Raw genomic sequence first — 12,300 nt, 5'->3', positions numbered from 1 at the left:
TTGAAAACGCCCGCCGGAACCGTCCGATTTGACGGGGTGGACCTTGGGTCCACCCCATCGTATAAAGCCACAAATAGATAGACTGACAGGGTGCTGTTCGATGCACGACATTAAATGGATTCGGGACAATCCCGAGGCTTTTGACGCAGCAATGACTGCGCGCAAACAGGACGTAACCGCACAGCGTCTGATCGATATCGACGTTGAGCGCCGCAAACTGATGACCGAGCATCAGGAAATGCTCGCCCGCCGCAAGACGATCTCCGGTGAAATAGGCAAATTGCGCAAAAACGGCGAGAATGCCGACGATCTGATGGCCGAAATGGGCACGCTCAAGGACAAGATCAAGGAAGCCGAAGACGGTCAGGCATCGCTCAATGATCAGCTTGATCTTTTGCTGTCTTCCTTTCCGAACATCCTTGACCCAGAAGTTCCGGTTGGCGAAGACGAAGATGACAATGTCGAAGTCAATCGTTGGGGAACGCCCGGCGAGTTTGATTTCAAGCCGCTCGAACATTTCGAGATCGGCGAGAAACTTGGCCTTATGGATTTTGAAACCGCGGCCAAACTTTCGGGATCGCGCTTCGTGATTTTGCGGGGTGGTCTGGCCAAGCTTGAACGCGCGCTGTCGCAGTTCATGATCGACCTTCACACGACCGAACATGGGTACGAAGAAACCATTACGCCGATGCTCGTGCGTGACAATGCAGTCTTTGGAACCGGTCAGCTGCCGAAATTCGCCGAAGACCTGTTTAAGACCACCAATGATTACTGGTTGATCCCCACCTCTGAGGTCACGCTCACTAACCAGGTGGCTGATGAAATCGTTGATCAGGCAACGCTGCCGCTGCGTTATACCGCGTTGACCCAGTGCTTCCGCTCAGAAGCCGGTTCAGCCGGGCGTGATACCCGTGGCATGATCCGTCAGCACCAGTTCTCGAAGGTCGAAATGGTTTCGGTGGTCGAGGCCGAAAAGTCCGACGAGGAACTGACCCGCAAGACCCGTTGCGCGGAAACCGTTCTGGAACGCTTGGGATTGCCGTATCGCACTGTCATTCTTTGCACGGGTGATATCGGGTTCTCGGCAACAAAAACCTATGACATCGAAGTCTGGCTGCCGGGGCAGGGCAAATATCGTGAGATTTCGTCTTGCTCGAACACGCGTGATTTCCAGGCACGCCGCATGAATGCACGTTACCGTGCGACCGGCGAGAAAAAGACCCAGTTTGTCCATACCCTGAACGGGTCGGGCCTTGCGGTTGGTCGTTGCCTGATTGCGGTGATGGAAAACTATCAGCAGGCTGATGGTTCGATCCGTGTTCCGGATGCGCTCAAACCCTACATGGGCGGTCTTGAGGTCATCTCGGCGCGCTAGGACGATACAGACATGCTTGATCTCACCAATGCACGAATCCTGATCAGTAATGATGATGGCATTGACGCGCCAGGGATCAAGCTGCTCGAACAGCTCGCGCGCGAGTTTTCCGATGATGTCTGGGTGATCGCACCGTCGATGGAGCAAAGCGGGGCAGGGCATTCCCTGACCCTGCGCCGCCCGCTGCGCATTCACAAACGTGACGAACGGCATTTCGCCGTTGATGGCACACCCACCGACTGTATCCTGCTTGGTTTGCAGCAGGTGATGCGTGATAGCCCGCCTGACATCGTTTTGTCCGGAATTAACCGGGGCGGTAACCTTGGCGAGGATGTGACCTATTCCGGAACCGTCGCAGCCGCGATGGAGGCAACGCTTCTGAACGTGCCAGCTGTGGCGTTCTCGCAATACTTTGCCAGCGATATGATCGACTGGACGATTGCCGAGAAATACCTCAAGGACGTCTTGGCGACCTTGGTGACGACGACCTGGCCCAAAGGGGTGCTGATCAACGTCAATTTCCCTGATCATGAAGCCAATAGCGGGGCAGAAGTCAAAATAGCCAAGCAGGGCCAACGCAAGATCGGTGATCACATTGCAGAGCGGCTTGATCCACGTGGTGAGCCTTATTACTGGATCGGTGCCATTCAATCCGATCTGCCAGAAGACCCAACATCTGATCTGCGTGTGATTGAACAGGGCAATATTTCTGTTACCCCGATCAGTCTTGATTTCACCCATTACGAAACGTTTGAAAAACTGACGAAGGCATTTCCGTGAACGAGCCGGTGATTACGCGTGAAACCGCCATAGGCAATTTGCTGCAGACGCTTCGTGATGATGGCATTCACGATGAAGAAGTGCTGTCGGCACTGGCTGATATTCCACGTGAATCCTTTGTCGCGGAACCGTTCGTGACCCGTGCCTGGGAAAATGTCGCCTTGCCGATCAGCAAGGGGCAAACGATTTCGCAGCCCTATATCGTCGCGTTGATGACCCAGGCGCTTGAACTTAATGACCGCATGAAGGTTCTTGAGGTCGGCACGGGCTCTGGCTATCAGGCCGCCATTCTGGCCAAGCTTGCACGCCGGGTTTACACCCTTGAACGTCACAAGCCGCTGTTGCGTGAGGCCGAAGACAAGTTTCGCGAGCTTGGGCTTCACACCATTTCCACTCTCCATGCCGATGGCGGGCTCGGCTGGAAGGCACAGGCGCCGTTTGATCGCATTATCGTCACAGCTGCCGCACAGGACGTACCGCCCGTGCTTGTCGATCAGCTGGCTGTTGGCGGCATTATGGTTGTACCGGTGGGCGAGGTATCCCATACGCAGCTTTTGCTTCGCGTCATGCGCACGCCGACTGGTGTGGACGTTACTGAACTGATGCCGGTTCGCTTTGTGCCAATGCTGCCCGGTACTGAAGAATTCTAATCTTTCTGGACCACAAAAATTCCGTCGCAAAACGCCTTCATGCTTACTGATTGTTAACCGCTGATCGGAGACAATCAAAAACATGATGGAAAATTGTGTCAAACGCGCTGTTTATCACGGAAAACGCCTGCTGCTTGTCTGTGCGGCAAGTGCGGCGCTTGGCGGCTGTTTGCTCAATTCCGTTCCGGTGCCTGTGGTCTATGGCGACGGGGCAAGTTATAGCCCCTATAGCATGCCGAAGCTCAAGAACGGTGAACGCGTGATTACGGTTGCGCCGGGTGACACGGTTTCCGAGCTTGCCGTGCGCTATCACATGGACTTCGTGCAGTTCACGGCCCGCAATGACCTTCGCAAGCCTTATGTGATTTATCCGGGGCAGCGCCTTGTGCTGCCGCCCTGGACACCAAATTACGACAGCATGCCGCCGGACACGGCCGTTGCATCCAAATCCACGAGCCGGACGAAAACCGTCACGATTGGCGGCAAACGAACGGTGGTCAATGTGCCCGAGAAAGCCACGAACAAACAGGTTCGGACATCGCGCCCGACAACCACCGTTGCACGGGTCTCGCCGCGCAATGGCGGCAGCATCCCGACACCTGGCATAAAACCACAGGATTTCGCCGCGGCTGCCGAACGCAAGATGGCATCCGCGCGCAGCTGGGTATCAGATAGCAGATCCACACCGGTCGCCGGCCAAGGCAGCAATGTTCGTCAGAACGTCGCGTTGGCCGAGCCATCCGCACGAAAAGGCTTTATCTGGCCTGTTCAGGGTAAAGTCGTCTTGAAATACGGGGCAGGGTCTGGTGGGCTGTTTAACGACGGCATCAATATTCAGGCCAACCGTGGCACCCCCATTGTCGCAGCCGAAAATGGCGTTGTGACCTATGTCGGCAATGAGTTGCGCGGGTTTGGTAACCTCATCCTGATCAAGCATGCCGATAACTTCGTGACGGCTTATGCACATACCGAAAACCCGCTGGTGGCGCGCGGTGATGTTGTAACGCGCGGCCAAAAGATCTCGACCGTTGGCACGACCGGTGCGGTGACCTTCCCGCAGCTTCACTTTGAAGTCCGACAAGGGCGGAAATCCGCAGATCCGACCAAATACCTGCCAAGTGTGATGGTGTCGCGATAACAAAAACACCCGGACCAGCGGCCCGGGTGCATTTTTCATCTTTTCTGATGTCTTGCTTGGTTAGTCGATCGACTTGCCAAGCTCGCCAGCAACTTCCTGAATAAACTGCCAGGCAACACGACCGGACCGGCTGCCACGTGTGACCGTCCATTCCTTGGCGCGTACATGCAGTTCTTCTGAGGGAATATCGAGTTTGAATTCCTTGGCGTAGCCATCGATGATCTCGAAATAGACGTCTTGCGAGATATTGTGGAAACCCAGCCACAGGCCAAACCGGTCCGAAAGTGATACCTTTTCCTCGACTGCTTCGGACGGATTGATCGCCGTCGAGCGTTCATTTTCAATCATGTCACGCGCCATCAGATGACGACGGTTTGACGTCGCATAGAAGATCACGTTTTTCGGACGTCCTTCGATACCGCCATCAAGCACAGCCTTGAGCGACTTGTAGCTTTCATCATGCATGTCAAAGGACAGGTCATCGCAGAACAGAACCGTCCGGCGGCCGCTTTCCTGTAGGATATGCAAAAGATCGGGCAGGGTCGGGATATCTTCACGGTGGATTTCAACCAATGCCAGCGACGCCGGGCTTTCGGCGTTGATCTTGGCATGCATCGCCTTGACGATGGAGCTTTTACCCGTCCCGCGTGCGCCCCAAAGCAATGCGTTGTTGGCCGGTAGGCCATCGGCGAAGCGTTTGGTGTTGTTATAAAGGATTTCTTTTTGCTGCCCGATGCCCTGAAGCAAGCTGATATCAACCCGGTTCACGTTGCGGATCGGCTGCAAGTAGCTCGTCTGCGCCTGCCAGACAAAGGCGTCAGCAGCGCTCAGGTCATTTTCGGACCGTGGCGGGGGCGCCATGCGTTCCAGTGCTGTGGCAATGCGTTCCAGGGTGGGCAAAACTTTGTCGAAATCGCTACTCATCGGGGCCTCTTGGGTGTTTCTTAATTTGGTGGCATTTTTTGTTTGGCCGGAAAGCTAGCACATCAGTAAGCCAATGGAAGTGTTTGTTGTCTGGACTTTCGTGCAACGCAAGGTGAACAAAAGCACACAAGTGCTGATTTTACCGCTTTAAAACCGGTTCTCCCTTGCTTTGGCGCAACACCCCGTTATATTCCGGCAGTTGATATTTTTTGTCCTGAGGAATTAGGAGTTCCTAATGTTTATTTCGACGGCTTACGCTCAGGCCGCTGGTGGTGCAGATGGTGCGGGTGCGCTCATGCAGTTTGCGCCGCTGATCCTGATTTTTGTTGTTTTCTATTTCCTGCTTATTCGTCCTCAGCAGAAAAAGCAGAAAGAACATAAAGCAATGCTCGAAGCGATCCGTCGCGGCGACAAGATTGTCACCGCGGGTGGCCTGATCGGTACCGTTGCCAAGGTTGTTGGTGATGACGAACTGTCGGTCGAGATCGCGGATGGCGTCAAAGTCAAAGTAGCGCGCGGCATGGTTTCCACGGTTCTTTCGAAAACCGAACCGGCCAAAAGCGACGCGAAAGAAGACAAAGAAGAAAAAGAAGAAGAGACCAAGAAAGACTGATCTCTTCGTATCAAGCAAGGCGGGGCATATGGCTCCGCCTTCTTGCATTTTGCCGGTGGCCTGAAGCGGTACCAAATACCCGTTGTTCCAAGAACCTTGGAACCAGACCAAGGTTGACCCAGACAGATCCGGTCACAAAAACATGCTTTATTTTACCAAATGGAAAGCAGCACTGGTCCTTCTGGTGTGTGCATTGGGCGTCATCTATGCGGCGCCGAACTTCCTGCCGTCGGGTACGTTCCCGACTGAATCCAGTTATCTGCCGGGCAAGCAGATCAATCTTGGCCTTGACCTGCGTGGCGGCTCGCACATGTTGCTTGAAGTCGACACCGACACTGTCCTGCGCGAACGTTATGACGCGCTTGCCGATGCGATCCGTACCGAACTGCGCCAGGAACAGATCCGTAACCGCCCGCGTGAAGCGACGGCCAATGGTGCCGAGATCACCATTCTGCGCCCCGAAGACGTGGAAAAGGCGCGCGAGATTGCGCGCACGGCTGAACCCAACACCGACCTTGGCGGCGAGGGCAACAACATCGTTGTGACCTATAACGAGGTTGCCTATCGCGAGCTGATCGACCGCGCGATTGCCCAGTCCCTTGAAGTTGTTCGTCGTCGTGTTGATGAACTGGGCACAACCGAGCCGTCCATTCAGCGTCAGGGCGAAAACCGCATCGTTGTTCAGGTGCCGGGCCTTGATGATCCGTCGCGCCTGCGTGCTATCCTTGGCCGTACCGCAAAGATGAACTTCCATCTTGTGAACAACGAAAAAACGGCTGCGGATGCTCGCGCGACCGGCCTTCCGCCGGGAACCATGATCCTGCCGTCAGCAGACGAAGGCGATGGCATTCGTGAATATCTGATTGATCGCCGTATTGTAGTGTCGGGCGACAACCTTGTTGATTCCCAGCCGACCTTTAGTGACGGGCGTCCGGTTGTGTCGTTCCGCTTTGATGCGGCCGGTGGTGCGCGCTTTGGCGATATCACAAGCAAGAATTCCGGACGTGGCCTTGCCATTGTTCTGGATGGCGAAGTGATTTCCGCACCGCGCATCAATGAGCCGATCCTGGGTGGTAATGGTATCATTACCGGCCAGTTCAGCGTTCAGGAAGCCAACGATCTATCGCTGCTTCTGCGTGCAGGTGCCTTGCCGGCCCCGATGCAGATCCTTGAAGAACGCTCTGTTGGTCCGGGCCTTGGTCAGGATTCGGTCGAGGCGGGTGAATTTGCCGCTGTTCTTGGCCTTGTATTCGTCATTGCCTTCATGATCATCAGTTACGGTCGGTTCGGCGTCTATGCCGACATCGCACTGATGATGAACCTGATCCTGGTTCTGGCGGTGATGTCAGTCCTTCAGGCGACGCTGACGCTTCCGGGCATTGCGGGGATCGTTTTGACGGTCGGTATGGCAGTTGATGCCAACGTGCTGATTTTCGAGCGCATCCGTGAAGAACGGCGCAACGGCAGAACGATCATCAATGCGATTGATGCCGGTTACCGCAGTGCCATGTCGACCATTCTTGATGCCAACATCACGACCCTGATCGCAGCCCTTGTGCTGTTCAGCTTCGGTTCCGGCCCGATCAAGGGCTTTGCCGTGACGCTGGCGATCGGGATTATCACATCGATGTTCTCGGCGATCTGGCTGACCCGTTTGCTTATTGCAACCTGGGTCAAGCGCCGTCGTCCGACCGAGCTGGTAGTTTAAGGAAGGGAACAGGGAAGATATGAAACCTTTACATCTTATCCCGGATGACGTGAACGTCCCGTTCCTTAAATTCCGGAAGATTTTCTATATCGTGTCTCTGGTAATGGTGCTGGCATCTGTTGGCATGTTCTTTACCAAGGGACTTAACTTCGGCATCGATTTCCGTGGTGGCATACTGGTCGAAATCAAGACCGATGGCCCGGCAGATATCAATGCACTGCGTGATAACCTTGGCAGCCTTGGCCTTGGCGATGTTTCCATTCAGGAATTCGGCGAGCCGGATGACGTTCTGATCCAGTTGCAGCGTCAGGACGGCGAAGAAGAAGCCCAGATGGCAGCGCTTGCTGCCGTGACCGAGGCACTTGGCGAAGACGTTACCATTCGCCGTAGCGAACTCGTCGGCCCGAAAGTCGGGAGCGAGCTTAAGGAGGCCGGTTTCTATTCGGTCGTGATCTCGCTGTTCCTGATCATGGTCTATATCTGGGTGCGGTTCGAATGGCAGTTTGCTGTCGCCTCTGTTGCCGCGTTGCTCCATGACGTGCTGATCACCATTGGCTTCTTTGTCATTACCGGCGTTCAGTTCGATCTGGCGACCTTGGCAGCCGTTTTGACGGTCGCGGGTTATTCAATCAACGATACGGTGGTTGTCTTTGACCGTATCCGCGAATATCTGCGCAAGTTCCGCAAGATGGAAATTCCGGATCTGCTGGATCTGTCGATCAACTCGACACTGGCGCGTACGACCATGACGTCATTGACCACCTTGCTGGCTTTGATTGCGTTGTTCGTGTTTGGTGGGGAAGCCATCCGTGGTTTCACCATGGCATTGATTTTCGGCATCGTGATCGGGACCTATTCCTCGATCTGTGTGGCTTCGCCGCTTCTGGTGGTTCTGCGCCTCAAACGCAAAATCCCGGAAGCCGAAGAAGGCCAGGAAGCCAACGCCTGATCATTCGGTTGGAATTTATAGACATTTACACTATGGCCGGGTTTGTGAGACAACAAACCTGGCCATTTCTTTTGGGGGAACTGATCGTTTGCGGTCGCGAGCTTCCGTCCATGGGGAGCCGAAAAAGTCCATTAAAAACTGACGGCAACCGATGACAGCCCATATAGCTTCTAATCCCGAACACCGCGCCAATCTGATAGGTAGCATCTGGATGATGGCCGCGATGGTGGCGTTTTCTTTTGAGGATGCGTTTGTCAAGGCTGCCTCAGAGACCCATGCCGTGGGTCAGGTCTTGGTTGTGTTTGGTGTCGGAGGGGCGCTGCTGTTTGCAGTTGTTGCCCGGATTCAGAAGAAGCGTCTGCTTAATCCCGACGTGCTGTCGCGTGCCATGAGCATTCGGGTCGTGTTTGAAATTATTGGACGTTTATTTTACGTCCTCGCACTGGCACTAACGCCGCTTTCATCGACGACAGCAATTCTTCAGGCGACACCTATCATTGTTGTTTTAGGAGCCGCGCTTCTGTTTGGCGAAAAAGTCGGTTGGAGAAGATGGGCCGCAATCATCATCGGATTGATCGGCGTTCTGATTATTTTGCGCCCGACTGCGGACAGTTTTTCTGCGTTATCGTTGCTCGCCGTGATTGGGACAATTGGCTTTGCCGGGCGTGATCTCGCCAGTCGTGCTGCACCTGTATCCCTAAGTACGGCTATCCTAGGTTTCTATGGCTTTGTGGCCATAATTCTGGCCGGTGTTGTGTTTTCGCTTTGGGATGGAAAAGCATTCACCTGGATGAATACGCAAAGCTCTTTGTATTTCGTTGGCGCAATCCTGATGGGGGCATTTGCTTACGCGGCTTTGATGAAAGCGATGCGCACTGGTGATGTCTCCGCAGTTACGCCATTCAGGTATACCCGTTTGTTGTTTGGTATTGCATTGGGTGTGATCCTGTTTGGCGAGAAGCCAGACATGTTAATGATGATCGGATGCGGTATTGTCGTTTTATCCGGGTTGTTCATTTTGTGGCGTCGAAAAATTACCGAAGAGCATCTCGACACACCGCAAAATTCGGACTAAGTCCGAACCAACTTTATCGAACGATGGCGAAATGGGGCCAATATGTCTCTTGAAGTAAGTACCTTGGTTGCCGAGGGCAGTAAACTGGTCACCAGTTATGGTGACGGTGTGTTCCGGTTTGGCGAAGAGACAGTAACGGGGTCGATCTTGCTGTTTCCCGAAGCAGTCTATTCGTGGAACGTAACGAAGTCTGAGGACATTACGCCAGACTCCTTTACCCGGGTGATCGAAAACGCAGACGATATCGAAATTCTGCTGCTTGGTATGGGATCTCGGCTGACGCAGGTTCCAATGGCCTGGCGGCAGGCGCTTAAACCACATGGTATTGTTATTGAGCCGATGGATACCGGCGCCGCGTGCCGAACCTATAATGTTCTGGTGGCCGAGGCCCGCCGTGTCGCTGCAGCGATGATTGCGGTTTAGTCCGGGCCAGGTAGTCCAGCCAGACAAGCCTTATGCGAAGAACCTCTGCAGTTCGTGCCGGACATCTTGCACGCTTGAAAACAAGGCCGCGGGTCCGGGTGCCTGATCGACCGGGAAAACATCCCCGCACAGGAACAGGTTTTTCCACGGTGCACGCAGGTGCTGACGGGTTGCGGCCATGCCGGGTGTCATTTCCGGAAAAGGTGCCTCAGCATCAATGAAAAGATGCTTTGGGTGCGCGCCGGCGTCGGTATTGTCGGTTCGGGTTTCCAGATCCAGATTAAGATATTGATCGCACAGCCAGACACAACGCTGCCAAACAAGTTCGGCGAACTGTTCGGCGTCCTTTGTGTCGGGTAGATGCAAGCTGGCATTCAGGCTGACCAGAAGGTGGCGACGATTGCAAAAGATCGCCCGGACGATGTCATCACTGACCAACAAAGCACGCGGTTCGGCAAAGAGCTTGCGCATTTCAAACGCCATGCTGCGCCGTTGTGCCGGTGCCGGGGAAATACCGATATCGGGCACTGCGTCACAAAGGGGCTTGGGATGGAGGGCGAGAACGACGGCGTCATCCGGTTTCAAGACCACCTGACTATCATCTTCGAATAACAGGTCTGTCGCGTAATCGGACGTGCTGTCGATGTCACCAAGCTTGGTTTGGCCCTTGATCACGCCACCAGCGGTAAGAAACCGTTCACGCAGGGCGGGCAGGGCGATGTCATTGAGGATGATCGGGTCAATTGCCGAAAACACCGGCTCATGGCTTTGTGCCAAAATTGCCCGCAGTTTCGGCACCAATATGCGGCCCAGAAGCGCCTTCGAACATCGGTGGGCCGGCATTGAAAACAGGACTTCGGCCAAGACGGTAAGCGCATCGCGGTGATAAGTGCCCGGTTGATAGGCCTTGTCATCCGGTTCAAATGTGCCGGATGACAAAGTACTTTCGACCCGGTTTTCTTCACTGGCATAACGTTGTTGCCACATGGCGAGCAGGGTATAAAACCGCGCGGCAAAGCCGATCCTGCGGGAAATCAAGGCGCGTGAAACACCCTGATCAAGGGACACGATGGCGGGTTTGCGCCGTCCGCGTTTTAATCCCATCACGCTATGGGCGGGTCTGATCAGTTTGTTGGGGACTTCCGGGTAACGCGCGAAAAAATCTGCCACCAGACCAAGCGGATCATAAAATATCTCAGGCTCGGCCGTTTTATAACTTTCGGGTGCGGTGTGCATCCCGCGTGTCCAGCGACTTTCAAATGGCTCTGCCTCGTCATAAAGCGTCACGTCAAAGCCATCTTCGGCCATGCAGGTCGCCAGTGCCGATCCGGCAAGGCCGCCGCCAATAACGTGTAAGCTTCCCGACGCAAATGATGCCATATGCCTGAGCCAATTTAGTTGTTATACAAAGGCCAGAGAACGATGTGCTACAAAGTCGCAGCATGTCAGAAGTCGCAATAACCTTAACATCAGAACAGCTTACAAGCCATGGATGAAATCACGACCGAACTGGACAACCTCAACGAGGAGGTGATCGGCCACATGAATTCATGGGTCGATATGCTTGGCGGCGGAGAGATCGGAAGACTGATCGGCGCGCTTCTGGTGCTGGTGGTGTTCTTTATCTTCAAGCGTGTTCTGGTGCGCGGTGCCCTTGGGATATTGCGCCGGGTTGCGCAGCAACGCTCACAAAGCATGATGGCCAAGGTGCTCGATGCCTTTGCGCTGCCGCTGCAGGCGCTTTTCATGTTGCTGGGCGCCTATTTCGCGACCGAAGTGCTGTCCCTGCCTAAGGAAGTCGATGCGGTTGTCGTCGAGGCCATTTCTGTTGCTGCAGCGTTTTGCATCTTCTGGGCTCTGTTTAGGGCTGTGGAACCCTTGGGGGTTTCGCTTAATCGCCTGGTTGGGCGCTTTGGCGCCGGTCTTGGTGACGATCTGCGACAGTTCTTTATTCGCGGTGTTAAGACGCTCATTGTTGTTATTGGCGGCGTCATCATTCTCGAAAACTGGGGCATCGATGTTTCAGCCTTCCTCGGCGGCCTTGGTCTGGCCGGGATGGCGGTCGCATTGGCGGCCAAGGATTCTGTTGCCAATATTTTTGGCGGTCTGACGATTTTTGCCGATAACCTCTATAAGCGCGGCGACTGGATCGAAACGCCGCATTTCGAAGGAACGGTCGAGGTCGTTGGTTTGCGTGCCACAAAGGTGCGCACCTTTGCCAAGGCGCTGGTCACCATGCCTAATGCCCAGATTGTCGATTCTCCGGTGATCAACTGGTCGCGCATGACCCATCGCCGGATCAAGATGGTGATCGGTCTTGAATACCGCACAACAGCCAAACAGATGGAAGCCATCGTCGACAAGCTGCGTGATTTCCTGAAAAACGATGATGATGTCGCGCAGACCGATGTTGCCCAGATGGTTCATTTTTCGGATTTTGGTGCCAGCTCGATCAATATCGACCTTTACTACTTCACGACCACCACGGACTGGGTGACCTGGCGCGACATCCGCAATCGCCACATCATTGCTTTCAAGCGCATTGTCGAAGAAGAAGGGGCGGCTTTCGCCTTCCCGTCACAATCGCTATATGTCGAAAGCATGCCGGAACTCACCAATAGCCCGAATGACGATCAACGTTCCGAACGTAAGATCGGATAGGATA

At 54.4% G+C, this 12,300-nt stretch carries 12 protein-coding genes; 10 read left to right on the top strand and 2 right to left on the bottom strand.

The window, feature by feature from the left end; translation table 11 throughout:
* The first annotated feature begins 100 nt into the window (after positions 1-100).
* From serS to ACXAF0_RS11885, 4 genes are all read left to right on the top strand, one after another.
* Entirely contained in the window at positions 101-1,375 is a 1,275-nt protein-coding gene (serS, locus tag ACXAF0_RS11900) for a serine--tRNA ligase (RefSeq protein WP_475346063.1), read from the top strand.
* Positions 1,376-1,387: 12 nt separating this feature from the next.
* Positions 1,388-2,155 carry a 5'/3'-nucleotidase SurE gene (surE, locus tag ACXAF0_RS11895; RefSeq protein ID WP_475346062.1) on the top strand — a complete coding sequence of 256 codons (768 nt, stop codon included), beginning with the start codon at positions 1,388-1,390 and terminating at the stop codon, positions 2,153-2,155.
* Complete coding sequence (locus ACXAF0_RS11890) at positions 2,152-2,805, top strand: protein-L-isoaspartate(D-aspartate) O-methyltransferase (RefSeq protein WP_475346061.1); 654 nt, start codon at positions 2,152-2,154, stop codon at positions 2,803-2,805. Before surE ends, ACXAF0_RS11890 begins: the two co-directional genes overlap by 4 nt.
* Before the next feature lie 82 nt (positions 2,806-2,887).
* Positions 2,888-3,943, top strand: coding sequence for a peptidoglycan DD-metalloendopeptidase family protein (locus ACXAF0_RS11885; protein ID WP_475346060.1), 1,056 nt, complete (start codon positions 2,888-2,890; stop codon positions 3,941-3,943).
* Positions 3,944-4,003: 60 nt separating this feature from the next.
* Here ACXAF0_RS11885 and ACXAF0_RS11880 read toward each other — a convergent pair whose 3' ends face one another.
* A complete protein-coding gene (locus ACXAF0_RS11880) occupies positions 4,004-4,867 on the bottom strand; it encodes an ATP-binding protein (protein WP_475346059.1) in 864 nt (287 codons plus the stop codon).
* A 235-nt stretch (positions 4,868-5,102) separates the two neighbouring features.
* Here ACXAF0_RS11880 and yajC point away from each other — a divergent pair, with 235 nt between their 5' ends.
* From yajC to ACXAF0_RS11855, 5 genes are all read left to right on the top strand, one after another.
* Positions 5,103-5,480 (top strand): preprotein translocase subunit YajC, encoded by a 378-nt coding sequence (gene yajC / locus ACXAF0_RS11875; RefSeq protein ID WP_044829074.1) that lies wholly within the window; start codon positions 5,103-5,105, stop codon positions 5,478-5,480.
* 142 nt (positions 5,481-5,622) lie between these two features.
* The gene (gene secD, locus ACXAF0_RS11870; protein ID WP_475346058.1) at positions 5,623-7,188 is read left to right on the top strand and encodes a protein translocase subunit SecD; all 1,566 of its coding nucleotides are present in this window, start codon (positions 5,623-5,625) and stop codon (positions 7,186-7,188) included.
* Between the two features lie 19 nt (positions 7,189-7,207).
* Entirely contained in the window at positions 7,208-8,137 is a 930-nt protein-coding gene (gene secF / locus ACXAF0_RS11865) for a protein translocase subunit SecF (RefSeq protein ID WP_475346057.1), read from the top strand.
* A gap of 151 nt (positions 8,138-8,288) precedes the next feature.
* Positions 8,289-9,212: a DMT family transporter gene (locus ACXAF0_RS11860; RefSeq protein ID WP_475346056.1), complete on the top strand. Its 924-nt coding sequence runs from the start codon at positions 8,289-8,291 to the stop codon at positions 9,210-9,212.
* 42 nt (positions 9,213-9,254) lie between these two features.
* On the top strand, positions 9,255-9,635 hold the full coding sequence (locus ACXAF0_RS11855) for an Mth938-like domain-containing protein (RefSeq protein ID WP_475346055.1): 381 nt from the start codon (positions 9,255-9,257) through the stop codon (positions 9,633-9,635).
* Between the two features lie 30 nt (positions 9,636-9,665).
* On the opposite strand, the gene ACXAF0_RS11850 is transcribed toward ACXAF0_RS11855, so the two are convergent.
* Complete coding sequence (locus ACXAF0_RS11850) at positions 9,666-11,015, bottom strand: NAD(P)-binding protein (protein WP_475346054.1); 1,350 nt, start codon at positions 11,013-11,015, stop codon at positions 9,666-9,668.
* Positions 11,016-11,123: 108 nt separating this feature from the next.
* On the opposite strand from ACXAF0_RS11850, the gene ACXAF0_RS11845 reads away from it, so the two are divergent.
* Positions 11,124-12,296 (top strand): mechanosensitive ion channel family protein, encoded by a 1,173-nt coding sequence (locus ACXAF0_RS11845; RefSeq protein WP_475346053.1) that lies wholly within the window; start codon positions 11,124-11,126, stop codon positions 12,294-12,296.
* The last annotated feature ends 4 nt before the right edge of the window (positions 12,297-12,300 follow it).

The organism is Thalassospira sp. ABD4_177 (assembly GCF_056160125.1).
This window is presented reverse-complemented; position numbering and strand designations above follow the sequence as displayed.

Bases quoted from the DNA above. Each gene is read 5' to 3' on its own strand.
- serS (WP_475346063.1), top strand. From the start codon at position 101: ATGCACGACATTAAATGGATTCGGGACAATCCCGAGGCTTTTGACGCA.
- surE (WP_475346062.1), top strand. From the start codon at position 1,388: ATGCTTGATCTCACCAATGCACGAATCCTGATCAGTAATGATGATGGC.
- ACXAF0_RS11885 (WP_475346060.1), top strand. From the start codon at position 2,888: ATGATGGAAAATTGTGTCAAACGCGCTGTTTATCACGGAAAACGCCTG.
- ACXAF0_RS11880 (WP_475346059.1), bottom strand. From the start codon at position 4,867: ATGAGTAGCGATTTCGACAAAGTTTTGCCCACCCTGGAACGCATTGCC.
- yajC (WP_044829074.1), top strand. From the start codon at position 5,103: ATGTTTATTTCGACGGCTTACGCTCAGGCCGCTGGTGGTGCAGATGGT.
- secD (WP_475346058.1), top strand. From the start codon at position 5,623: ATGCTTTATTTTACCAAATGGAAAGCAGCACTGGTCCTTCTGGTGTGT.
- secF (WP_475346057.1), top strand. From the start codon at position 7,208: ATGAAACCTTTACATCTTATCCCGGATGACGTGAACGTCCCGTTCCTT.
- ACXAF0_RS11860 (WP_475346056.1), top strand. From the start codon at position 8,289: ATGACAGCCCATATAGCTTCTAATCCCGAACACCGCGCCAATCTGATA.
- ACXAF0_RS11855 (WP_475346055.1), top strand. From the start codon at position 9,255: ATGTCTCTTGAAGTAAGTACCTTGGTTGCCGAGGGCAGTAAACTGGTC.
- ACXAF0_RS11850 (WP_475346054.1), bottom strand. From the start codon at position 11,015: ATGGCATCATTTGCGTCGGGAAGCTTACACGTTATTGGCGGCGGCCTT.
- ACXAF0_RS11845 (WP_475346053.1), top strand. From the start codon at position 11,124: ATGGATGAAATCACGACCGAACTGGACAACCTCAACGAGGAGGTGATC.